The 22590-nt window shown below is 56.9% G+C and carries 20 protein-coding genes and 3 pseudogenes; 9 read left to right on the top strand and 14 right to left on the bottom strand.

Features of this window, described 5'->3' with window-relative positions; genetic code table 11:
* Positions 1–530 precede the first annotated feature (530 nt).
* The 4 genes and pseudogenes from AF71_RS26230 to AF71_RS32300 form a co-directional block, all read right to left on the bottom strand.
* A pseudogene (locus tag AF71_RS26230) lies at positions 531–851 on the bottom strand (IS256 family transposase); the annotation flags it as partial.
* A 130-nt stretch (positions 852–981) separates the two neighbouring features.
* Positions 982–1251: a hypothetical protein gene (locus AF71_RS26235; protein WP_246733811.1), complete on the bottom strand. Its 270-nt coding sequence runs from the start codon at positions 1249–1251 to the stop codon at positions 982–984.
* Positions 1252–2213: 962 nt separating this feature from the next.
* Positions 2214–2456 carry a DUF982 domain-containing protein gene (locus tag AF71_RS26240; RefSeq protein WP_029792764.1) on the bottom strand — a complete coding sequence of 81 codons (243 nt, stop codon included), beginning with the start codon at positions 2454–2456 and terminating at the stop codon, positions 2214–2216.
* Positions 2457–2927: 471 nt separating this feature from the next.
* On the bottom strand, positions 2928–3095 hold the full coding sequence (locus tag AF71_RS32300; protein ID WP_348644149.1) for an EAL domain-containing protein: 168 nt from the start codon (positions 3093–3095) through the stop codon (positions 2928–2930).
* 96 nt (positions 3096–3191) lie between these two features.
* On the opposite strand from AF71_RS32300, the pseudogene AF71_RS31910 reads away from it, so the two are divergent.
* The 3 genes and pseudogenes from AF71_RS31910 to AF71_RS26255 all read left to right on the top strand — a co-directional run.
* Positions 3192–3311 (top strand): annotated as a pseudogene (locus AF71_RS31910) (DNA polymerase IV); the annotation flags it as partial.
* Between the two features lie 108 nt (positions 3312–3419).
* Positions 3420–4445 carry an alcohol dehydrogenase AdhP gene (gene adhP, locus AF71_RS26250; protein ID WP_029792551.1) on the top strand — a complete coding sequence of 342 codons (1026 nt, stop codon included), beginning with the start codon at positions 3420–3422 and terminating at the stop codon, positions 4443–4445.
* A 40-nt stretch (positions 4446–4485) separates the two neighbouring features.
* On the top strand, positions 4486–5736 hold the full coding sequence (locus AF71_RS26255) for an aminotransferase class V-fold PLP-dependent enzyme (RefSeq protein WP_169683801.1): 1251 nt from the start codon (positions 4486–4488) through the stop codon (positions 5734–5736).
* 959 nt (positions 5737–6695) lie between these two features.
* Here the strand turns inward: AF71_RS26255 and AF71_RS26260 are convergent.
* Positions 6696–7868, bottom strand: coding sequence for an IS110 family transposase (locus tag AF71_RS26260; RefSeq protein WP_029792547.1), 1173 nt, complete (start codon positions 7866–7868; stop codon positions 6696–6698).
* A 70-nt stretch (positions 7869–7938) separates the two neighbouring features.
* On the opposite strand from AF71_RS26260, the pseudogene AF71_RS31915 reads away from it, so the two are divergent.
* Positions 7939–8093: pseudogene (locus tag AF71_RS31915) on the top strand (DUF892 family protein); the annotation flags it as partial.
* Positions 8094–8153: 60 nt separating this feature from the next.
* Here AF71_RS31915 and AF71_RS26265 read toward each other — a convergent pair.
* The gene (locus AF71_RS26265; protein ID WP_029792545.1) at positions 8154–8387 is read right to left on the bottom strand and encodes a hypothetical protein; all 234 of its coding nucleotides are present in this window, start codon (positions 8385–8387) and stop codon (positions 8154–8156) included.
* Positions 8388–9138: 751 nt separating this feature from the next.
* Between AF71_RS26265 and AF71_RS26270 the strand changes: the two genes are divergently transcribed.
* Positions 9139–10179 carry a fatty acid desaturase gene (locus tag AF71_RS26270; RefSeq protein ID WP_029792543.1) on the top strand — a complete coding sequence of 347 codons (1041 nt, stop codon included), beginning with the start codon at positions 9139–9141 and terminating at the stop codon, positions 10177–10179.
* A 439-nt stretch (positions 10180–10618) separates the two neighbouring features.
* On the opposite strand, the gene AF71_RS26275 is transcribed toward AF71_RS26270, so the two are convergent.
* From AF71_RS26275 to AF71_RS26295, 5 genes are all read right to left on the bottom strand, one after another.
* Positions 10619–10912 (bottom strand): YkgJ family cysteine cluster protein, encoded by a 294-nt coding sequence (locus tag AF71_RS26275; RefSeq protein ID WP_169683802.1) that lies wholly within the window; start codon positions 10910–10912, stop codon positions 10619–10621.
* A gap of 35 nt (positions 10913–10947) precedes the next feature.
* The gene (locus AF71_RS31920; RefSeq protein ID WP_029792542.1) at positions 10948–11232 is read right to left on the bottom strand and encodes a hypothetical protein; all 285 of its coding nucleotides are present in this window, start codon (positions 11230–11232) and stop codon (positions 10948–10950) included.
* Positions 11233–11452: 220 nt separating this feature from the next.
* Positions 11453–11644 (bottom strand): hypothetical protein, encoded by a 192-nt coding sequence (locus AF71_RS26285; protein ID WP_029792541.1) that lies wholly within the window; start codon positions 11642–11644, stop codon positions 11453–11455.
* Positions 11645–11952: 308 nt separating this feature from the next.
* Positions 11953–12162, bottom strand: a complete 210-nt coding sequence (locus tag AF71_RS26290) for a cold-shock protein (RefSeq protein WP_018116770.1) — start codon at positions 12160–12162, stop codon at positions 11953–11955.
* Positions 12163–13011: 849 nt separating this feature from the next.
* Entirely contained in the window at positions 13012–13335 is a 324-nt protein-coding gene (locus AF71_RS26295; protein WP_029792540.1) for a hypothetical protein, read from the bottom strand.
* A gap of 215 nt (positions 13336–13550) precedes the next feature.
* Between AF71_RS26295 and AF71_RS26300 the strand changes: the two genes are divergently transcribed.
* The 4 genes from AF71_RS26300 to AF71_RS26315 all read left to right on the top strand — a co-directional run bounded on the left by AF71_RS26300 (position 13551) and on the right by AF71_RS26315 (position 17202).
* Positions 13551–13982: a hypothetical protein gene (locus AF71_RS26300; protein ID WP_029792539.1), complete on the top strand. Its 432-nt coding sequence runs from the start codon at positions 13551–13553 to the stop codon at positions 13980–13982.
* A 3-nt stretch (positions 13983–13985) separates the two neighbouring features.
* Positions 13986–15212: an HlyD family secretion protein gene (locus tag AF71_RS26305; RefSeq protein WP_029792538.1), complete on the top strand. Its 1227-nt coding sequence runs from the start codon at positions 13986–13988 to the stop codon at positions 15210–15212.
* A 378-nt stretch (positions 15213–15590) separates the two neighbouring features.
* Positions 15591–16025: a pyridoxamine 5'-phosphate oxidase family protein gene (locus AF71_RS26310; protein WP_029792536.1), complete on the top strand. Its 435-nt coding sequence runs from the start codon at positions 15591–15593 to the stop codon at positions 16023–16025.
* 940 nt (positions 16026–16965) lie between these two features.
* The gene (locus tag AF71_RS26315; RefSeq protein WP_169683803.1) at positions 16966–17202 is read left to right on the top strand and encodes a hypothetical protein; all 237 of its coding nucleotides are present in this window, start codon (positions 16966–16968) and stop codon (positions 17200–17202) included.
* 450 nt (positions 17203–17652) lie between these two features.
* Here AF71_RS26315 and AF71_RS26320 read toward each other — a convergent pair whose 3' ends face one another.
* From AF71_RS26320 to AF71_RS26330, 3 genes are all read right to left on the bottom strand, one after another.
* Positions 17653–18819, bottom strand: a complete 1167-nt coding sequence (locus AF71_RS26320; protein ID WP_169683804.1) for an amidohydrolase — start codon at positions 18817–18819, stop codon at positions 17653–17655.
* Between the two features lie 205 nt (positions 18820–19024).
* Entirely contained in the window at positions 19025–19339 is a 315-nt protein-coding gene (locus AF71_RS26325) for a hypothetical protein (protein WP_246733812.1), read from the bottom strand.
* Positions 19340–19528: 189 nt separating this feature from the next.
* On the bottom strand, positions 19529–22126 hold the full coding sequence (locus tag AF71_RS26330) for an EAL domain-containing protein (protein ID WP_169683806.1): 2598 nt from the start codon (positions 22124–22126) through the stop codon (positions 19529–19531).
* Positions 22127–22590: the final 464 nt, after the last annotated feature.

Genomic DNA, 22590 nt, shown 5'->3' on the forward strand with positions numbered 1-22590 from the left:
GGGCACGGCATTGCGCAGTGTTGATAAGGTAAAATACGCCCGCGTAACCATTTAGTGCACAGTTCCCGAATATCTGTGGGAAAGACGTGAAAGCTAACTCTAACCAAAAGGCTCTTTGCGACGCCGAGGCATAACAGTTCCGTTGTCGCTAGCCGCCGCAAACGCCAAGCTGATTGACTCACATCACGCGGTTTTTCACGAGGAATTGCATGCTAGTCGTATCCATATGCGAAGGTGAAGGTGAGCGTAACTTCGCTTGTACCGGACTAACTTTCGAAGATGAATTTGTGTTCATAGTTTCCTACGGAGTAACCTATCGATTTCGGACTGTCGAAATTATGGAAATTGTCCCGGTCTATAACGCTCAAGCGCGTCAGAGCGTCGGATTTTCTCCATGCAACCCATAACGGCCAAGAGCATATCATGGGGAGCAACCATGGGAGAACGAGATTCTCCGCGAAGCCCTTTCCAAAGCCCAGTCAAAAAAACCGATATCGCGGCCGATCTTGTTGCCGAAGGACGGGTCCCGAACCGACCACCTCGGTCCTTCGTTTGATCTCTCCATTGAGGCGCTCAATCGGGTTCATGCTGTGAAGCTTGGTCCAGTGTTGCTTGGGAAAGGTCATGTAGACGAGCACATCTTCCTCCACACTATCCATGAGGCCAGCAAGTTTCGGCACTTTCGGCCTGATCTGATCGGCGACGTTGCGCCATTGTTGGCTGGCGGCCTCGGGCGTGTCCTGGGCAAAAGCTGTTGCAATGAAAGCGGAGACCACGCGTCGGCCACTCCTGCCGGCATGGGCCAGCGCATTGCGCATGAAGTGAACCCGGCATCTTTGCCAAGTGGCGGAAAAGCCGCTCTCTCGGCCAGGACAAAGGCAACCTTGCGATTCGCGCGACCTGGCCCAGAGTTGCGATTAGGGCTCGACAGTCGTGGGTTGGTGTTCAGAGATGCCAACCTCATAACGCGCGCTCGTGCGCCTACCGACGGGCATCGTATGAGCCGCCATTGGGTTTTGCTGCAGCCTCTGCGAGCTTTTCACGAGCAAGGCGCAGGAGTTCTTCTCCGTCGCGTGTGCCTTGTTGCCACAGCGATGTTAGTAGAATCGCGATTTCAGCGACTGCTCTTCGGTCTCGCTCGACACCGTTCTCGCGGCACAACGTCTTCAGCGCGAGTTTGATGGTGGAGGAATCAGGAACCATTTGCAGGTCTATGCCCATCGGTTGCTTGCCTCCCGAGAGCTCCAGCATCGCGATAGTTCTATGGACATCGCCCTCACGATTAGACCTACTAGTTTTCTCGGCCCACACTGTGCTCGTACGCAAAAGGACTTTCCTGGTCGGCGGGACCGGGAAAGCCCTTGATCTTTCGCCGCGCGGGTCTCGGGCTGTGCGACTCGGATCAACCAGAGATTGCCTGATATTATTCGCCGAAGAAATCAGACTGAAGCCTGAATCTCGTTTGGACTTTGGTCTGACGAGTGGAAGGCGCTATCCTTCGGCCAATTGAGTGTAGCGGCGCAAAGTCACGGTCTAGGGACCGACGTTACCACTCCCCGCACGATAGGGTTGCCATCCACTTTTATTTTGCAAACTGCCTCTGCTCTCTCACCTGGCCGGTTTCGCTCTTTCAAGGTGACGGCGACTTGCTTTTGTTCTTCCTTGCTAGGGGGATAGCAAAACGACCATGCGTCGCTGAGATAGAATGGAACGTCCGACGGCAGCCCCAAATAGCGTCGAGTTTCTCTCTCGTTGGGTACATCAACCATGATCGCACGGAATCCGCTTGGGTAGGAAAGTGAAAATGCACCCTCGGGCATCGGTGGTCTTGTGAAGTACCCCGCGCGGTATTCGTAATATGCCAGATAAGCTGCGCCTGCGACGATAGCCGTAACTATAACCCGGTCTTTCCACTTCCCCATCTGCCCCGCCCAATTTCCCCGCGCAGCTTTCAACAAAGCGACGAGCGCCCCACGGCCTACGTCTTGATTCCATTATATTCAAGAAGGCGATCATAGTACTTCTCGGCCCTTCGCATAGCCCGGCATTCCTCAAAGGCAGAACGAAACCCCGCGAATTTTCGGGGCCTTTGAGGTGGAATTAAGAGGACGCACCAGAGCAGGCGCAAGAGCTTCGCTAGCGTAGAAGCCGCGTTCGTCAACAAAGAGCCCCGGCGGGTGCAGGCGATCGGGACACGCTGCGAGGCTACAGCCCTAGGCGAGCCGGAATACTACGCTTGCATCAAGCGCCGCCGCAAGGAATGCGGACTGGGCTTCTCCCTGGGTTGCAGTGCCTGCCACGGTAGGAGCGCAGGCCTGCATTGCCGAGAAGAAGGCGAGGCCGTTTGTCACCGGCCAATTCGTAAAGAGCATATCAAGGGCTTCTTCTGCCGATGCAACAGTATGCAGCATGCGGTTGCGTTCAACGACTAAGACCAGCCAACCCGGTGTCGACACAAGGTCTCCGATTCCGCTTTACAGGGATACGCACTGATGGATAGCGCGGTCACTCTTTATAAACCCCGCCCGTGACATGTTGTTCCCATTATTCCACGGGAAGACGAAGCAGGAGCAATTCCAGCAACTCTCGGGGCGCGAGCGTCGAATTCGACGACATAAGCTCTATGGCGACATTTGCGGCGGCTTGCGCCTGGATGCTTTCAGGATCGGTTCTCTTCCGGTAGGGAGTTGTTGCCGTAAGGGGCAAGGGCGTCCGCAGCGGACGTCGATCCGCCTTATCGGTATTTGGTGCACGAGGACCGAAATGCCCAATGAGGTCGGACGGGTAGAGGGCATTAGTCGTGCCGGTGCAAGCGGGCTGCAAGGGACTGCGGATCTTCTGGAGCCACGCCCGCCGCCCTGTTCGGCGAGGAGGACGGCGACTGCCGAGGCGCGCCGGCCGCGTGTGACTTATCTCCTCACCGTCCTTTATCCGGCATTGCGCTTTTCATAAAATGCCATGAATTCTTCGAACGGGAGGGCCTTTGAGTATAGCCAACCTTGTCCGAACTGAATGCCGGAATGACGCAGGCTCGTTACCTGCTCCACTGTCTCGATCCCTTCCGCGACCATCTTGAGTTTCAGGCTATGGGTCATCTCGATGATAAGGTGTCACCAGGCTTGTCGCGGCATTCCGGCCGATAGCATCTACGAAGGACCTGTCGATCTTGAGCACCGACGTTCGGCGGCTGGTCACCGGAGATTGTCGGTCGCCGGCCCCCAGTCACGGTCGATGGCTCAGGGGCACGCGGCGTAGTCGCAGTGGCAAGTTACGAGGCCGGGAAATCCGACGGCCACTCCGCCATGCCGTCCGAACGAACCTGGGCAACCCTGCGATACGTGTAACAAACACGATGCTACTTGTATAAGAGGTCTTGTGGTGCTCTCCTTCGGCCGCTGTCCTATCGTTGGGAGAAGACCATGCCGAACATGATGAAAGCAGCGGTTGTCCTCGATTTCAATAAGCCACTGGTTATTGAGCAAATGCCGATACCAGACCCTGCGGATGATCAGATACTGGTGCGTTTCGCTGCGACAGGCGTCTGCCATACCGATCTTCACGCCGCTCGTGGGGATTGGCCCGTCAAACCAAGTCCACCGTTCATCCCAGGCCACGAAGGCGTTGGATATGTCGCCAAGGCCGGTCGTTCGGTGAAGCGGTTGAAGGAGGGCGACCGGGTCGGCGTTCCGTGGCTCCATACTGCTTGCGGATACTGCTCTCATTGCCGGACGGGTTGGGAAACGTTGTGCGGAAGCCAGCAGAACACGGGCTATTCTGTCAATGGCTCCTTTGCCGAGTACGGCCTCGCGGACCCCGACTTTGTCGGCATCCTCCCTGACAAACTCGATTTCGGCCCGGCAGCGCCGGTCCTGTGTGCTGGCGTTACCGTGTACAAGGGCCTCAAGGAAACCGAAGTGAACCCTGGCGAGTGGGTAATGATCTCAGGCATCGGTGGCCTTGGACACATGGCCGTCCAATATGCAAAAGCGATGGGAATGCACGTCGTTGCCGTCGACGTTTCCGAAAGCAAGCTCACTCTTGCGAGCCAACTTGGGGCGGATGTGACGGTCGATGCACGGGAACCCGATGCAGTTGCCAGGGTCCAAAAGGAAGTCGGCGGGGTGCATGGCGCGTTGGTGACTGCTGTGTCTCCGGAGGCTATGGAGCAGGCTTTCCACATGCTGCGTTCCAAAGGGACGATGTCGCTCGTCGGACTGCCGCCGTCCATGATCAGCCTTCCCGTCTTCGACACGGTTCTCAAACGCATCACGGTGAGAGGCTCGATCGTCGGCACACGCCAGGACCTTGAGGAATCTATCGGCTTTGCCGCCGACGGGAAGGTGGCGTCCCACTTCAGTTGGGACAAGCTTGAGAACATCAACGACATTTTCGCGCGCATGGAGGAAGGCAAGATCGACGGCCGGGTCGTCATCGACCTCCAGTAGCCCGTTAGCGAACACAAGGAGAAGTGCAATGCAGGGCTCCATGACCAGACGCACGCTTATGCAGTTCGCAGGCGCAGCCGCCACAGTCGCGACGACATCAAACCTGCTCATGTCCGCGGCACGTGCAGACACGATCAGCGGGGACATGTACTGGGAACTCGTCCGCCACCAGTTCATCTTCCCGGACACAGCAATTCCGATGAACAGCGCGAACCTTTGCCCGTCCTTCGAGTCTGTGGCATCAAAGGTGGCAGAATTGACCCGCGTCGTGGACTACGACGTTTCGTTGAATAACCGGGCGCAGTTCAACGACCGGCTCTCCAGTTCCCGAATGAAGGTCGCGGCCCAGATCGGAGCCGATCCGGATGAAATCGCCCTGGTTCGAAACACCTCCGAGGCTAACAGCGTCATCACCAACGGTCTCGACTTCAAGTCGGGAGACGAGGTAGTCATTTGGGATCAGAACCACGTCACGAACAACGAGGCGTGGGATATCCGGGCCAGGCGGTTTGGCCTGAAGGTCGTGCGCGTGGCATTGCCGCGACTACCCGAGAGTGACGAACAAATCGTCGAGCTGTTCTCCAAGGCCTGCACCGACCGAACGAAGGCCGTCAGCTTCACCGAATGCTCCAACGTGAGCGGACTGAAGCTTCCGGCCAAGAAAATTGTGGTGATGGCTCGCGAGAAGGGCATTCATTGTCATGTCGACGGGGCTCAGAGCTGGGGCGCGTCAGCGCTCAACCTCCACGACATGGGATGCGACACCTTCTCGGCCAGCGCGCACAAGTGGTTCATGGGTCCGAAGGAGGTCGGTATCCTCTATGTGCGCAAAGGACGCGCCGGCGGAATATGGCCAAACACGATCGGCTACACTGGAGAGATTAAGGTCGAACTCGACCTCGACAACGCAAAGAAGTTTGAAACGCTCGGACAACGCGATGATGCAGCCATCGCAGCGATCGCGGACACTGCGGATATTCACACTCAGATCGGCCCGCGGCGTGTAGAAGCCCGCATAGCGGAACTCGCGAGCCAACTAAAGCAGGGATTAAAGGATCTCGGGGCTACCCTTGTCACTCCGGAAAATCCGGCGATGAGCGGCGGGGTTGTTGTGATAGAGGTTCCGAAGCAAAACCAAAAAACGGTGGTCGACACCCTTTATTCAAAATTCGGGATAGCAGCCTCTTCCAGCGGCGGGTTACGACTTTGCCCCCACATTTACAATACACAGGCCCACATCCAACGTGCTCTCGACGGAGTAGCCTCGATGCGTGACCTTATAAAAACCTGACGGATAGCGGCATCTACTTACCCTCAGTACACCGGACATGATCCAGCAGCACTACGGCGGTTTTTGCCACAGGACAAGGCGGCGTTGGCAGCGCGCATTTTAAACGAGGTTTGGCAAGCGGCCTAATGAGAGTCGCTGTGCTGCAAAACGGGTGGCAGCGGGTCGGTTAGCTCCAGCTAGCCGATCGCGCTCGCTCCGCACGACCTTAGTACTCGGTCTTGAAGGGAATCGAACCGGCGTCACTCAAGTCAACCGACGGGAACACCTGGAAATCAATCTTTCTGGCGTAGGCTCTCTTGTGGAACTCGCCAAAAGCCGGCCCAGCGTCATCACCTTCCCCAGACCGCGGTGCCCGTGGGCAAGGTCAGATTGACTGCCGCCACCGATAGACAAGTGAAACGAATCTGTTGGAATGGCGGTCAGCGCGGCTCTCGACGCCTACCCGAATTCTTCGGCGCAGGCCGTCGAGCATTGCGAAATCGCTCGCTTGTATGGGGCATTGTCAAGCCTGCTCCTATTTCATTTTCTCATCATCTCCTTGTTCGGCCGATTGGCGACCATCTCCTCGTCCCGACCTATTTTCGCGATCGCCGCGGCGCGCAGTGACAGTCAAGGGTGGAGGGCCGCCAGGCACTCCATCGCGCAGCGACTTGTCCTTGACGGTCGCGAGCACGGCGGCAGGCCGTTTGGGTCGGGCGAGACCTGAGCAAACAAGGCAATTCCGAGGGGAGCTCGCCATCAGGCGCGGCAAATGCGCCACAAGCTTGTATGCGGTTGATCCTCGCGGATCGCAAACCATGATGCAGGCATACGCATCATTGGGCGAAGCTCCGGGGCGGCGGGCCCATTCTACAGCGCGGCTTGAGAAGCCATGTGAGTGATCGGGTTCACCACCACCTCGGATTCTTGTCAGCAGACCTTTTCCGGCCCGCCGGATCGGCTGTCTCCCTCCTCTGGCGTCAGGCAGCGCGCAAAACGAAGCCGCTCGGAATCTCACCAGTCGTGACCAATCTCCACAGGGCTATCAACAGTTTGCGCGCCAGCGCCACGATCATTGTCTTGCGCGTGCCGCCGCGACCATCGGCGGTGCGGGCCGTAAACCACTCGGCAAGGGCGCTGTCCTTCTGGAATTGCAGAAAGCGCCACGCCAGCAGGATCATGCCGTAGCGAACGCGCGCATTGCCGGCCCGGGCCAATCCCTTCTCGCGCCGGCGCTTGCCGCTCTCGTCCGGCGCCCCGGTGAGACCCGCGTACCGGGCGACGGCCCTTCGATCGCGTAAGCCGCGCGACAAAATCTCATGGACCAGCATGTCTGCCGTCTCGATGCCGACCCCGATGACCCGCGCGAGGAGACGCACCATGGCATGCGCGCCTTGCTCTGCCGCAGGTGCGGTGGGAGCAGTGGCGAGCCGGCGCAAGCGCTCGCGTTCGATCTCGCGGATCTGTTCGAAGAGCAACCGCATTCGCGCAAAATTGCGTCTCAGTTCGGCGCGCGTGTTCTCTGGCAGCAAAGTGCCGTCCACGATGCGCAGAGAGTCCAGCTTGTTGGCATTGCGTAAAATGGGTTTGAAGGCGCGAATGCCGAAGCGAGCGAGGGTCGCCTTGATGCGGTTCACAATCCGCGATCGCTCGCGCACCAGGCTGTCCCGCTCGCGGTTCGGCCGCCGTGCGTCCTCCTCATCGACTGTGGGAATCACGGCCATACTGCAGTGGCGCTTCTCGCCGCGCAGCCAGCCAAGAAAGGCGCGCATCAAAAGCTCGGTGTCGAGACGATCGGTCTTGGCACGCCGGTGTTCGCGCGACACCGCAACGCTCGAGGGATGGATCACCTGCGCCTCGACGGCTCGGCCCTGCAGCCAGCGCGCCAGCCAGAAGCCGTCGCGTCCGGCCTCGTAGGCAACCGTGATCCGCTTGATCAGTTGTCCCGAATGCTCGGCCTCGTTCCGCCAGCTATGCAACAGCTTCAGCAGTTCCTCCGGATCAGCATCAAGTTTCTTGAGTGGCCGGCGCTCAAGTCCTGGAACAATCGCTGCGACGAGCCACTTCGATAGGCTCATCTCGACCACGACGACCAACGTAGTATCCTGGTCGAAGGCGGCGAGGGACCGGGTCGCGTCAAATGATTCCGACAATGAGGGTGCTCCTTTTGGTTTTTTCGACCGCCGAAGGATGACACACCCTCGCCGCTCCCCCCATAGCATCTACAGTACTCTGATCGCATGGGCGGACCAGCTCGGTCTGAAGATGCCGTGCCATTTCTGCAATCACCTCTTGCCGAAGAAGAGGCCACCGACAAGAAGCTCATGCAGCTTGCTCAAAGTCGGCAAGCAGGACGCAAAGGCCGTCCTCGGGCGGCCTTTGCGCTTGAATGGAATGGCTGGTTCCAACGCTATTTGGTCGGGCTTGAACCGACGACGTTAGTGAATCGATGCGGACGTCGGCGCGTTCACCTTCGTCGAACAGATCCCAACGTATGTTCCGATGAGGGAGGCCGCGATGGCGTCAACCGTCAGGTATCCGTCGTGATAAAGGTCGATCGCCGCGTTGCAGAGGACCTGGGAGGCATGATTTTCAGGTGACTCTGCGTAGAAACGGTACCAAGCTTGGACAGCTTCCGACATCAATCGGAAGCCAGTTTCGTGCTTTTCCATGAACATCTCCTTGCGCAGAAAGTAAGCTTCTGCGCAACGGTGTCAACTTCGCCGGCTGTCCGCCTTGGCCCACGAATTATGTCACATTCCCTTACTGTTATTTGACCGCAATTATTATTTTCTGTGAGTTTTATCTCCCGATAATATTTCTCGCCAGCTTCTATCAACCAACGACAATCGGTGCTATTCAGGCCGCATCAAGCGCTGCGCCCGCAGAAAGATCCCTTGACATACCGCCGCTTCGCGACCGCGTCGTCCTCCGACGCGCCGAAGATGATAACCCGATACGAGGCCGGGATTTGCGATACCGCATAGGAAAAGTCTCAGGAAAGGCGGTGATGTCACTGATCACGCCTCATGACAAAAGCGGAAAGCTCGATTTCAATTGAGAGGATCGAACCAATGGCCAAAGGACAAATTGCGAAGCAACCGCGAGACGCGGAAGCCCAAGCAGGAAAACGCGCCGGTGAGGGTTGAGGCGACCTTCGCCAATCAGATGAAGGACGCCACGAAAAGCCGCCTGCAGGGCTGCAAGCACAAGAGATGAAGCCAAAAGGAAGCGCGCCAAGCGGCCGCGCAGCAATTATCAAGCGAGCGTCCCTACGACAACGTTCCGAACCTCAGGAGATCCAGCAGCGATGAGCTCTTTTCATCCAATCTATCGCTTCGACTACCCGCTTTTCCTCATCAAATCCGCCGTTGTGATAGCACTTGCCTTCTCTTCATTCATTGCCATTGGTGGAACTATTCTTTGACCAGGCCCCTCCACCGCGATCAAAGCCCACCCCTGTCCGATGAAAAGGCTTGGCTCAAAATCCTCGCCATGTATCGCCAGCCGCATCTCAGACGCAGCGTTTTCGAACTTGCAGTAACGGCCATTCCATTTGCGTTCTGCTGGGCTGGTGCCTTGGCGGCGGTTCACTACGGCTACTGGGCCGGGCTCGTTCTGATTGTTCCCGCAGCCGCCTTTCTGCTTCGCTTGTTCATGATCCAGCACGATTGCGGCCACGGCTCCTTCTTTGCGCGTCGCCGTATCGACGACTGGACGGGCCGCGTGATCGGCGTCCTGACGCTTACGCCCTATGATTACTGGCGCCGGGCGCATGCGGAGCATCATGCCTTGGCGGGAAATCTCGAGGGGCGCGGCGTTGGCGATATAACAACGCTGACGGTGTTGGAGTATGACCGCCGTTCCTGGATCGGTCGGCTCAGCTATCGCCTGTATAGGCATCCGGCAATCATGTTTGGCATCGGCCCCGCATGGCTGTTCCTGTTCAAGCAGCGGCTTCCCTTCGGCATGATGCGATCCGGTTCCTTGCCTTGGATATCCACCATGGCGACAAATCTGGCGATCGCGCTCATCTCCACGATATTGATATGGGCAATCGGAATCCTGCCCTTCCTGCTGGTGCATCTGCCCGTCGCCCTATTGGCCGCAACCGCGGGCATCTGGCTCTTCTACGTGCAACATCAGTTTGAAGAAACCCATTGGTCGAGAGAACCGGAATGGCAATTCCCACATGCGGCCCTTCATGGTGCATCGCACTACGACCTGCCGTTGGCTCTTCGCTGGATCACGGGCAACATCGGTATCCATCACGTTCACCACCTGTCGAGTAGGGTCCCCTATTACAGGCTTCCGGAAGTATTGAGAGACCACCCGGCATTGGCCGGTATTGGCCGCATCACCATGATGCAGAGCCTGCGCTGTGTAAAACTGGTTTTGTGGGATGAGCACAGGCGACGCCTGATCTCGTTTCGCGACGCCGCGCAGCTGCGTCAGCCACAGTAGTCTCGTTCGTCAAACAGCAATCTGGCGTTCGGAGCAGTTTAGCCGTCAGATTGTGGCACCGAAGGCTGACCCCTCGTTATATGAGCGTAAGCCTTTGATCTACAGACAGAAAATTGAAATTGGGAAGGGTCAGGATCCTGGCCGATGATGACCCCTCCAATGGCCGACGAACGTTCGGCGAGGTTGTCACCTTTAAGCTGGGGCATGGTCGCGCTGGGGATGAAGAAACAATCTGGGTTCAAAAGGAGGATGTCGCCGAATGGCGAAGCACCAGTTCCACGCGATAGCAGGGCTACTAGCCTCCGGTTCCGTCGCCTGACCTGCGCTGCCCCTCGATACATCTCAAAAATGTAATGTATCGCGCCGTTAATGCGCCCCCGTCGCCCATTGCCCGGTGCACGTCTAAGGCTAATCGCGAAAAGAACCTTAGACCTGCCAGCTAGAAACCAAATTTAGCCCGCGCGGTCTGACAAGCATCATCACCAGGAACACAAGCTCGGCAAACATCCGGCCGAACTTCATAGACAAGGCATGCCGTGCTTATGCCTACTTCACCCGCCAGCGCGGAACATCGCGAGCCTTCGCAGCGCATCCCGCCTTGGTCAGCTGCCACATAGTAGCCGGGGACCAAATCCAGATCGTCATCGGCTTCCGTGGTGAACCTGGGCCACTCGGATGAGTATGAGCAGCACGCTCCGCAGCTTTGGCAACCGACTTCGTCGATAAACGCCACGCTCGCCCTCGTCGCGCGAGGGAGATTTCTGTGCTTCACTTGTGCTTCAGAAGCCAAAGCTTGCCCGCCATGGTAATTCCGTGAGGCGAATGCGCCGCACCATCGGATCGATCGAGAGTGCGAAGGAGGTCAAGTTCCGTAAGCCGCTCCACCGTCGCCGTTGTGACCGACTTCACCTTGATTGGACGCTCTTTGAACCGGTCTGACTTCGCGAAAGTGATGGTAGCGTTAAGATGTGTCCAGGACTTGCCATCTTGGGAATGCAAGTCGCCATCCTTCGCAAGCTTCAAGGCTTTAACGTGAGACGGCGTCAACTCCACCGAAATGGCTTGGGAATTTGCGCTGAATTTCTCTTTTGTAATCAGAAACGGTCTCCTTTAATTTCCTTGGCTCCGAGATCCTTGTAATTTCGCCCTTAGCTTTAGCGTGCCTAAACCGCAGCATGGAACCGGACATAAATCCGGCTCCACTGTGCTTCCATCTCATCTCCATGCCAGTACATCCGTGGTCAGGGAGGCGAAAGGTTAGGCTGCCCGCGTTCTAAGTCTTACTTTTTCTGGACTGCTCTACGACAGGCTGCGCCAGTCTGAGCGCCCTGAGCTTTTGCGTTTTCTTTTCGCGTTCCGCCACTTCGGCTTCGAGAATATTGCGAACTGTCGCATTCATCTGCGTCGCTTTCGCGTCGGCAGAAAGTTTGGCAGGGTTGAAAAACGCGTCTTTCGTGATGGTCATGATCTCACTCCCATTAAGGCTACCTCTCCAGCAGGCGATCAGGCTTTGCGGGAATTTCTACGGCTACCGTCGGACTTGCCTTTGGCAGACGATGTCTTCGCATCGTACGATTGCCCGAAATTCGTTCCGCCAAGGTGACCGCCGCCACTGGTGTTCTTCACCTGACGGAGGGCCCGCTGGATTTGCTGGTCGGCATTTGTCTTTTTCATTCGATCACTATCTCTGAAAACGAGGAAAGGAAGGGAGTTCCGACTTTTGAAATGTTCGGTCGATGCCAGTAGATCCCTGGCAAAAGACCGATGGTTTCTTTAGGCGGCTTGGAGGTTTTCAGCGGCGCTCTTGCCCGAACGGGTATCCTCGACGACGTCGAAGCTGAGCTTCTGGCCTTCAGACAGGAAACTCATCCCTGAGCGCTCGACGGCGGAAATGTGAACGAAGATGTCCTTGCTGCCGTCCGTAGGCTGGATAAAGCCGAAGCCTTTAGTAGTGTTGAAAAACTTAACGATACCTGTGTTCATGACGATTATCCTTTTCAATCGCACGAGTAGTTGCTGCCCGACGAAAGCCGTCGGCAGTCAATGATCGATGTCTGTAAGAAAAGGTTCGCCAGCTGCGTCATATAACGCAAAGCAAAGCTCAAAAAGCAAAAGTCGATGCCCTATATATAATGAGCAATACGTCGTAATCAAGACGAGTGACCCCGCCCCCAATTTCTCTGTGATGTTCGAAAGCCTTCGGCGGCTTCAAAGGAAAACGTAGACGTGCTTTTTGATCCCACGCTGCGACGAGATCACTGAATTTCCTTGAAGGAGCGCAATCCAGCTCCTGCCAAAGCCTATGCGGCGCAATTCGGCCAAGACGTAATTCGGGTGCCCTTGTACCTCCCCTGGTTGGGGCGCAGGCCAAATCCGGCGTCGAGAGTGTGACGGGCGATACCGGGGTTTGCTTTTTCGCTCTGGCCGCTATCGGCGATCATTCCAAGTGCGCCGCACGGTATTCATCCGCCAGCCGGCCCTAGGCCGTCACCTCGATTTCGAGGGAAGTACAGTTGACGGTCGGACGCGTTTCGCTCGGTTATCGTCTACGACGCTGGCCCCTGGCGATCTGGCGCAGCATACTTTGACCCGCCGTAAGCATCTCGACGTGGAAGGTTGCGAGCGCCGCGATGAGTGAGAGGACGGCACCCGCAAACAACAAATCATCATCAAAAATCTCGCTGAAAATTGACCGCACTCGTTCGGGTATCAACGGAATTCTTGCAACAGAGCCCTAATTTTGCTCCCGACCGGCTTTTCTGCCGAACCGCGCACCTCCGCGTGGAGGAAGACGGCGCTCAGTCGGCCGATCATCGAAAAGTTATTATCAGTCTAAAGCAAAATGAAAACCAGGACGGTGACACCGGTAAACATCCCAAACCCGAGCCCGATCTTGTTGGCCTTGGCTTGTGCCCTACGCTGCATGATTCGGCGTTGCGCTGTCTTGATCTGCCCATTCACCAATTGCTCCGCCTCGTCGTATCGCCGCCTCTGCTCCTTAGCCAGTTCCTCGCGGACTTCCGGCGTGTCCTCCGGTATCAATTTGATACGTGCCGTGTAGCCCAGGACTTTGCGACATTCGACGTCGGCAAGAGCCTCTCTCATGGTGTCAAAGACGCCTTCGATCACGTAATCGACCATTATAAAGTATTTCATGGCTCCGTCCCCTGCCCCCGCTACATCTTAGACCTCCGCTGGCTCCTGAGCCACTATGCGCTTGGAGTGGTCTGCGAACGCGAGGGACAGACCAGCCAGAAAGTTCCGGGAAACACCGCCCGTCGTAATCGAAAAATTCCCTGTTCAGCTCGCTGGAATTTGCTATGTCTCTACAGGTACGACAGGAACAACGATCCTTCGATGGGACTTCCGACATGGACCAAGAAATCCATCCTGCCGCGATTGAGCACCTGCCAGTCTTCATCACCGCACCTGGGCAGACCGACTATCTTTTCGTGGCGGTCGCTATCTTTCTCCTGGTCATGGTCCTCGTTATTGGCAATCTCTATTTTCAGCTACATGCGCTTCCAGAGCGAATGGCGCATAAGACCAGCAAGATCCAGCTGGAAATCGTGGCGGTGCTGGGTTTGATCTCGTTGTTCACGCACAACCATCTTTTCTGGATTGCCGGTCTCTTGCTGGCTTTCATCGAATTTCCGGACTTCTCGACACCGCTCTACTCCATTGCCCGGTCGCTCGGGAAACTGTCCGGTCGTGACGTCCAGTCGACAGGAGACCCAGCGCTGGTTCGAGAAGAGCCGATCGTGTCAGAATCGAAGGTGGACTCCCACGGAGAGGGCAACTGAGCCATGTTCGAACTGATCCTGTGTTCCCTGCTGACGATCGTTCCAGACTATCTCTACCGACGCTATGGCCAAGGAAAGCGGATCGGCCGCGAAATCACACTCTATAGCGTGTGGTACGAGCTGCGCTGGGGCATTTCTGCTTGTCTCCTGCTGACGATTTCGCTGATCACCATGATCTTCTACTTCCATCCATCGACGTCGAATGTCACCGCCATATTCCGCACCGTAACAATTCTGCCGGAAACAGGCGGGCGCGTGGAAGAGGTATATGTCGGGATCAACCAGAAGGTCCAGGCCGGGGACCCGCTGTTCAGGCTCAACAGTGACGCCCAGAAGGCCGCGCTCGATGCGTCCAGGCGCAAGATTGCCGAAGTCGACGCCGCAATGAAAGTGGCTCAGAGCGAGCTTGCAAGCGCCGACGGCGAAATCAAGCAAGCCCAGGGAGACTACCAAACGGCCGTCGACGAATACGAGATGAAGAAGCAGCTCTTGAAGAACGACGCCGTGGCCAGGCGCGAGGTTGAGCGGCTTGAAACCAACATCGACAGTCGAAAGGGTGCGCTCGATTCAGACATCGCCAAAAAGCAGACCTTGCAAACGCAGATCGAAGAACTTCTGCCGGCTCAAAAGGCGAGCGCTGAGGCGGCCGAAAAACAGGCGCAGGTCGATCTCGACAAGACCGTCGTCAGGGCCGGCGTCACCGGGACGGTGCAGCAATTTACGCTGCGTCGCGGCGACGTGGTCAACCCGCTGCTGCGTCCCGCCGGCATCCTGGTCCCAGAAAGTGCGGGCAAAAACGTGCTGATCGCCGGCTTCGGGCAGATCGAGGCGCAGGTGTTGAAGACGGGAATGATCGCCGAGGCGACTTGCATCGGCCGGCCGTTCACCATCATTCCGATGGTTGTAACCGAGGTTCAGGACGTCATCGCCGCAGGTCAATATCGGCCGACAGACCAACTGCTCGACGTCCGGCAGGTATCGCAGCCTGGGACCCTGACCGTCTTCATGGAGCCACTCTTTACCGGCGGCCTCAACGGCGTTCCCCCGGGAAGCAGTTGCATCGCCAACGCCTACACGAATAACCACGACGCGCTTGCCGACAAGAACATCGGCACCTTGCGCTGGATCTTCCTGCATGTCGTGGACACTGTCGGGCTCGTCCACGCGATGATATTACGGCTGCAAGCCCTGTTGCTGCCTGTACAGACCCTTGTCCTGCAGGGCCATTAAGTCTCATCGATCCCATGCCGGAGCGGCAGAAAATCGGCGGTGCTGCTGACCGCCTGCCGCCCGGCTAAGGATGCCAGACGAGGAATCCGTTCGACCTGTAGCTTGGGATGGGCCAACTCCGGCGGGCTTGGAGAGCATTTAAAGAACCGGGCAAGAGCGTAGCCGAATTATCAACCGCAGGAACAAACCGTTAAACGATGCGCCGACAAGGCGGCGCCGGTAGTGCGCACAATCAAACTGTGTGGCCGCGGCAGGAGCGGGCGAGCGAAGGCTCTCGGCACTCCTTTCCTCAGTGGCGGCGAACCTTTTTTAACAAAGACCGTTTCCATCTCACGGACAAGGATCCGCCGATCCGCAGCTCTGTATGGGAGTTTTGAAATGGCAGGCAAGTCACTGGCCGATTTATCCGAAAAGATGCGCAAGATCGACTTTTGCATGATGTCGACGAAGACATCGAGCGGAGTAATCGCAAATCGCCCCATGAGCAACAATGGAGACACCGAGTATGATGGCGATAGCTATTTCTTTTCGTATGACAACACCTCAAAAATCACTGACATCGATCGCGATCCTTGCGTGACGCTCGCCTTTTGCGAAGCGCCCAGCATGCTCGGCAGGCCCGGCATGTTCATCTCGATTGAGGGCAAAGCGTCACTTGTCCGCGATCGCAGCATGTTCGATGACCACTGGGTGAAAGATCTGGAACGCTGGTTTCCACAAGGCGTTGAGACCCCGGGACTTCTTCTGATCAAGGTCCAAGCGGACCGGCTGAAATATTGGGATGGCGAAGACAACGGTGTCATCGAGGCGTGACTGAGACTTAGCTCCGACAGAGGCTTCGCCCTTCGTTATCGGTTCCCATCTGGAAGAGCGGGCTATTGCATCCACACTCTTTCTACTCGGCACAAGGGAAGAAGAATGGATGACAGAACTGACCTGTTCGACACTTCCGCTCTTCAGTGGCATCGACGCCAGTGCCTAGTTCCACCTGTTCGAAATTTCCGGACACGTTTCCACCGGGGACTTAATGCTTTTGAGCAAATGGACCGCATCTGCGGGTAAGCGTATATTAGGAATGTGGAAACATGGAAAAGACAAAGGTAAAGGCCTAACTCCAATCATGCGGATCCCCGCCGCAGAGGAGTTCTCTTCAGAAGTGCAAGGGGAGGTTCTCGCCCTCTCGTGAACCTCCCTCCTACTTCCACAACATGCAGACCGAGCGCCTGAAACGATTGAGATCCTGCTCATATGGGCATCTGGACGCGCTTGAAACTTTCGGCCATAACCGCTAATTCTCGAGATGCAGCGTTCTGCTGTCAGGTCCACACGTCTGTAGGTCCATGCAAAAAAGCCCGACGACCCCGTCCGTCGGGCTTTGCTTTTTCAATTTTCTCACAGAGGGCGCGTAAGCGACATTTGCAACCTTGAACCACTTCGATCTCGCTACTTTACCACCATACCGCGGCGCCCGTTACTCGGCATCGGCCAAGTGGGCCTGGCACTGTTGCAAAGGTCTCGGCGCGCAGTTCAGTCGAAAGACGGCTAGCGCAGGCGCCGTGGAGAAAATCATGAAGAACGCCACGACAACTACTCCGGCTGGTTTGGCCGTCCTCGATGGAGCCTATTCCGGATCTCGCGGAGCGGGGGTGGGCCTTACGCAGTCTGCTGACGCGTTGATCGACGCGGCTGCCGAAGATACTAGTCAGCGTAAGGAACTTCTGACGAACGACGTTCCTCCCGGCGCGGGTGGCTAATGGACCGTGTCGATTTCTCCGTCGTGAATGCTGTCCTTAAGACGATCTGTCGCGAGGAAGGAATTGCTAGGGACAGGAAAGCAGTACTTCAGATCGCCACATTGCTGTTGGCACTTTGGAAGCAAGGCGAGCACGAAAGAGCCGCGCTGGAACGCGTTGCGCGGGAAAAACTGGCAGAGGCTTCGATCATCCTCCCCGATACAGATACGGAACAATCAAGTCTGGATCGGGTTTAGCCATATACGGGTCCCCCAAGATCGCGGAGGCGGTGATGTGGGCAATCTTGATTGGCGCAGCTCTTGTTGTCGCCGGAACACTCGTCCTTTCCGGCCAACGCTTGATAGACGGCTGAGTGATCCGCATCGAACGTTGCAGGGTGGCCGCACGCTCGAACCCCGAGGCCAGTATCTCCAAAAAACTGGCCAGCATTGGCACTGATTGCGATTGGGGCGTTCATTCCGGCTTTTGCTGGGTACTGGTGACGGCTTGACCGCGTCGTGCGGCGGCAGCATGCTCCGGAAGCTGTACTTGACGCTTCTTCGCAAAGGTTTACATTCAACCCATCATGTCTCTGACGGCTGACCACGGATGTACTGGCAGTTGTTGTTGAGACAGATTACGAGAGGTCGGCGCCGAGGGAGGTGCCGGCCTTTTTGTTTGCACGCCTGACAGGTGCCTTATGGACGCTAAAGGCGCCCGAGCTCCTGATTTGCCAATGACAACCAGTATTTGACGCCGTAAATGATTGCTCTATCGTCGAAATTGTATGCAGGGTGATGAAGGTAGGCACTGTCTCCATTCCCGACGAGAATGATGGCGCCCGGGCGTTGCTCAAGCATGTATGCGAAGTCTTCAGCCCCCATCGATGGCGCATAGGCCGTCTCGACACGACCCGCCCCTACGACGTTGGCGGCAGCCGACACGGCCACGCGGGTCTTCTCCTCGTCGTTGACGGTGACCGGATATCCTGGAATCCAGGTGATCTCGGCCTCCGTTTCGAAGAGCTTGGCTGCCATCCCCACGATATCGCGGAAGCGTTGCTCGACTGCGTTGCGCGTTTCAGGCTGCATTGTTCGAATAGTACCCCCTATCTTAACCGATGCAGGAATCACGTTAAGAGCCTGGTCGTTGCCGCCGTTCATGAAGGTGACCGATACGACAACCGGATCGAAGGGATCGGTAAACCGGGACGCAATCGACTGCAGCGCGGTGATCATATGCGCACTTACCAATACCGGGTCCCGGGTGAGGTTCGGGGATGCCGCATGCCCACCCTTGCCGTTGATCGTCACCAGGAACCGGTCGGCGCCTGCCATGAAAGGACCGCTGCGTATGGCGAATGAACCAACATCGACGCCTGGCTCATTATGCATACCGTAGACTTCTTCGATCCCGAAGCGCTCCAGGAGACCTTCCTCAATCATGACGCGGGCACCGCCACCGCCTTCCTCGGCGGGCTGGAAGATCAACACGATCGCACCTGGAAAATCGCGGCTTGCGGCCAGGCACTTCGCCGCAGCAAGCAGCATTGCAGTGTGGCCGTCATGACCGCAGGCATGCATGCGGTTCGGCACTTTTGATGCGTAAGGCAGATTGGTTTGCTCCGACATGGGAAGAGCATCCATGTCGCAGCGAAAGCCAAGCGTTTTGCCCGGACCTCTTGAGCCGTTGATGACGGCCACGACACCCGACTTCGCGATCCCCGTGACAACCTCATCGCAACCGAACTCATGTAGTTTCTTTGCAACGAAGGCCGCCGTCTCAGGCAGATCGAAAAGCAGTTCCGGGTTTTGATGTATGTGTCGGCGCCAAGTCTTTGCCTCTTCGGCGACAGCTTCGATGTCCAGTTTCACGTTCGGCTTCCTTCGTGATTTCCCCGGCGTTCTGTCACAAGAAACGCTCGCATTTCAAGCGACAAGCCGCGGCTCTCTGTATTGCTTAGCTGGCAAGGGCGAGCCATTGCGTCGAGAGAGGGTGCCTCCTCCACGCCCATGCGACTGAAGCCTCGACACCGGAAGCACTGATCGGAACGTCTCGGGGAACCCCGCACATTGACCGCTAACTGGCCACCTTCCAATTGATCACGGTGACATCGGAATCTGTCGAAAGACAGGGATGGGCGGGCTGGAGTTGCTTGACCAGTGTATTGACGTTGGAAAAACCACTTTGGCTGAGCTCGTCCGAACTCAGTGCCGAGATCGATTTTCTCTGGACGGAAACGACGTACACCGGGGTCGTTGGCCAACATCCACTCGCGGATCTGATCTCGAGGGGCCCCGGCTTGACCGTGCAGTATCCAACGCGAACCGCAATCGTCTTGGTGCCGTTTTCAACGGACGCCATGTGATTGTCCGCGACAATCATGTTTTGCATCATGCCTCCGATTATCTCTACCTCGGACCAAAGCCAGGGAACGCAGACCTGACGGGAGATGCAAAATAAGCAAACGGGAATGTGAGGCAAACGCAAAAGCCGAATAGCTGCTATGCGCGCCTTCCAGATTGACTATTGGAACGTGCCGGGAAACTCCTGCCGTCTGTCTTTTGCCGCCGATACACTCGGTCAGGCAGCGACGTCGCCCCAGGCTCTGGCGCCATCCCATCGCTCAATGAACGTGGACAGTTCGGGCGCTGTCACGGGTTTGCTGAAATAGTAACCTTGGACCTGGTCGCAACCCTCTTGCCTCAGGAATTCCGCTTGCTCCGGTGTCTCGACGCCTTCGGCTGTCGTAACCATGTTCAAGCTCTGCCCCAGGCCGATCACGGATTTCACAATGGCCCCGGACTTGTCCTTGCTGTCCATGTCGCCGATGAAGGATTTGTCTATCTTGATCTTGTCGAACGGAAACGAATTCAGATAGCCCAGTGACGAATAACCGGTTCCAAAATCGTCCATGGCGATCTTCACGCCAAGGTTCTTCAGACCGTTCAGGATCTCGAGTGCAGCCGACGCATCATTGATCAGCACGCTTTCTGTGATTTCAAGTTCGAGCCGTTCAGGCGCCAAACCGGTCCGCACCAGAACCTGGCGGACGGTTTCAACCAACTCCCTGTTTCGGAACTGGACCGGGGAGAGATTGACCGCAACTCGAAGGTTTTGCCAATCGAGCACCTGGCGGCAGGCCGTCTCGAGCACCCACTCGCCGATCGAAACGATGAGGCCAGTCTCTTCGGCCAATGGTATGAAATCGGCAGGCGATACCAAGCCGCGTGCTGGATGACGCCACCTTACGAGCGCTTCCACGGCAGCAACTTGACGCTTCCCGAGATCGATGAGGGGCTGATAGTGGACTTCCAGCTCGTCCTTTAGAACCGCCTGTCTGAGGTCGTATTCCAGTGCCTTGCGCTGCTGGAGTTCGGCGTCCATTTGCGCTTCGAATATCCGGTAGGTGGCACGCCCGCTCTGCTTGGCTCTGTAAAGAGCAATGTCGGCATTCTTCAACAGGCGCTCGGGATCGGTCTCTGTGGCGTCTGCAATGGCAATGCCGATGCTGACACCAACGTGCAGATCCTGCCCTTCGATCGTAAAGGGTGCGCGCACCACATCGATCAGCTTTCGGCTAAGCTCCTCTGCTTCAAGGGGTTGAGCAACGCCCATTTGAATGATTGCAAACTCGTCGCCACCGAGACGGGTGACCGTATCGTGCTTGCGCACGCATCCGAGCAGACGGTTCGACAACTGCTGGAGAAGCAGGTCCCCTGCCCCATGTCCGAGCGTATCATTCACTTCCTTGAAGTGATCGAGGTCGAGACAGATGATTGCCACGCGTGCAGTCTGTTCCGCGGTCGCTGCCAGTGCGATGTTCAGCCGTTCGTGAAAGAGCGCTCGGTTGGGTAGACCCGTGAGTGCGTCATGATGGGCAAGATGGCTGGCTCGCTCCTGTGCTTCCACCTCCTCGGTGATATCAGTCGCCGTTCCTCTAAAACCCAGGAACTCCCCTGACGAAGCAACGATCGGGCGCCCCGCCAGCCGGCAAATGCGCCCATTGCCGTTGGCGTCCCGATAAGCACAACGCAGATCCCGGAAGGCGCGCTGATCGCTGCTACCTGCCATCAGTTGCCTCCAGCCATCTGCATCCGTATCACGCGAGAAGAATTGTTCGAACGTCTTGCCGAGAATGGCTTGTGGCGAAAGTCCCGTGACGTCGCTGAAGCGCGTCGAGAAGTAGACCAGTCGGAGATCATTATCGCTCTCCCAAATCCAGTCGGAGGAAGCTTCAGCAACATCCTTGAACCTGGTTTCACTCTCTTTGAGCGTCTGTGCATATGCTTCGACAGTTTTTGCCGAGGCCTCCAGAGCCGAGGTCGAACGGCGAGCGTTTCTGACCACCAGAACGGCAAATGCCGCGAGCACGACAAGGGCGATGCCGAGTGGTGGCAAGATGAAGCGAAGGAGCTGCTCGCCCGGTTTCGGCGGAGACCAGGAGATCGTTCCGAGGAAAACGCGATCCTGAGTCAGGAGTGGGATCGAGGCCTCGGCATCGTCAACTCGATCAAGCGAGATTTTCAAATCGGACAGCAAGTAGTCGCGCCCCATCCGATCGAGAAACTTCTGGTCCAGTCGTTCGGCGAAAACCAACATGGTGAGGTCTCTTGGCTTTACGTTCGAACGGTCAATGGAGGGCGGAAGTATTCCATTTGCCGCCACCACATAGATATCGCTCCCGGACTTGATCAAGCTTGTCGTTGGGTCGGCCTGAATGGAGGCGACATTCAGAAGATCCCGAAGTCCGCGTGGCATCACTTTCAGCGCGTCGACGTCCTTCGGCTCTCCATCGATCAGCCCATAGATCGTGCGGTTGCCTGGAGCGACGGCGAATACCAGTTCGTAGCCGAGGTCCTTGTAAATGTTCGGCCCGATATTCCCGTCCGTCGCGGCCCAGGCAATGTTGCCACTCCTGCTAATGTTTTCGTAGACATCCTGACGAATGGTATAGTTGCGCAGATCCCGTCCGACCTCTCGGGCCTTTACTTGGAGTGCGGTTGTCGCAAGTCTCGTGGACGCTTCGACTTCCAGCTTGTTTTGTTGGCGTGCCGACAAGACAAGGACGACGGTTACGATCAAGATTGCGACAACCATGACTGCTGCCATGGGATAGACGATCCGTCGAATGAAATCTCGACCGGAAAAATTAGCCACATCATTGCCCAGACCGTGCATGCCATCCTCGCTCAGGTTGAGCGACACGCTACGGCACAAGTACAAATGACGGGTTAAAAATAGTTATGCTTTTTTAGTACCGCAGTTGCCCGCTATATGTCTGAACGTTGCTAAATGTAGAAGGGAGTGCCCGCGTATCCGAACACTTGAAACCAAGTACAGCATTCAAACTACAGCGAACGTAGTTGCAAGATGCTGCACACGGGGACCGGCCCCACTGGGTCTTGTGGGACAAGACCGGGCCGATAGGGATAGTTGGGTTGCGACAATAGTAGCGTCCGCGTTGAACCAACCTATTCGCACGGGCGACCTTGTAACCAGCGACGATCGCCGGCCAAGTTCGGCGGTCACGTTCCGGGTCAACCCTCGGATCTGACGCGTTTTTGCTGACGTGGGATCCGTAAGTCGCGCCTATCGATCGCGGCTACCCGACTATCGAGCGCAACTCGTCTGTGCATGTTGCG

The sequence above is a fragment of the Rhizobium sp. 57MFTsu3.2 genome (genome assembly GCF_012932765.1).
Classification (GTDB): domain Bacteria; phylum Pseudomonadota; class Alphaproteobacteria; order Rhizobiales; family Rhizobiaceae; genus Rhizobium; species Rhizobium altiplani.

What these genes read in the sequence shown, in the direction of transcription:
- AF71_RS26235 (WP_246733811.1), bottom strand. Translation starts at nt 1,251, where the DNA reads ATGCTGGAGCTCTCGGGAGGCAAGCAACCGATGGGCATAGACCTGCAA.
- AF71_RS32300 (WP_348644149.1), bottom strand. Translation starts at nt 3,095, where the DNA reads ATGACCCATAGCCTGAAACTCAAGATGGTCGCGGAAGGGATCGAGACA.
- adhP (WP_029792551.1), top strand. Translation starts at nt 3,420, where the DNA reads ATGCCGAACATGATGAAAGCAGCGGTTGTCCTCGATTTCAATAAGCCA.
- AF71_RS26255 (WP_169683801.1), top strand. Translation starts at nt 4,486, where the DNA reads ATGACCAGACGCACGCTTATGCAGTTCGCAGGCGCAGCCGCCACAGTC.
- AF71_RS26265 (WP_029792545.1), bottom strand. Translation starts at nt 8,387, where the DNA reads ATGGAAAAGCACGAAACTGGCTTCCGATTGATGTCGGAAGCTGTCCAA.
- AF71_RS26285 (WP_029792541.1), bottom strand. Translation starts at nt 11,644, where the DNA reads ATGACCATCACGAAAGACGCGTTTTTCAACCCTGCCAAACTTTCTGCC.
- AF71_RS26290 (WP_018116770.1), bottom strand. Translation starts at nt 12,162, where the DNA reads ATGAACACAGGTATCGTTAAGTTTTTCAACACTACTAAAGGCTTCGGC.
- AF71_RS26295 (WP_029792540.1), bottom strand. Translation starts at nt 13,335, where the DNA reads ATGAAATACTTTATAATGGTCGATTACGTGATCGAAGGCGTCTTTGAC.
- AF71_RS26300 (WP_029792539.1), top strand. Translation starts at nt 13,551, where the DNA reads ATGGACCAAGAAATCCATCCTGCCGCGATTGAGCACCTGCCAGTCTTC.
- AF71_RS26305 (WP_029792538.1), top strand. Translation starts at nt 13,986, where the DNA reads ATGTTCGAACTGATCCTGTGTTCCCTGCTGACGATCGTTCCAGACTAT.
- AF71_RS26310 (WP_029792536.1), top strand. Translation starts at nt 15,591, where the DNA reads ATGGCAGGCAAGTCACTGGCCGATTTATCCGAAAAGATGCGCAAGATC.
- AF71_RS26315 (WP_169683803.1), top strand. Translation starts at nt 16,966, where the DNA reads ATGGACCGTGTCGATTTCTCCGTCGTGAATGCTGTCCTTAAGACGATC.
- AF71_RS26325 (WP_246733812.1), bottom strand. Translation starts at nt 19,339, where the DNA reads ATGCAAAACATGATTGTCGCGGACAATCACATGGCGTCCGTTGAAAAC.
- AF71_RS26330 (WP_169683806.1), bottom strand. Translation starts at nt 22,126, where the DNA reads ATGCACGGTCTGGGCAATGATGTGGCTAATTTTTCCGGTCGAGATTTC.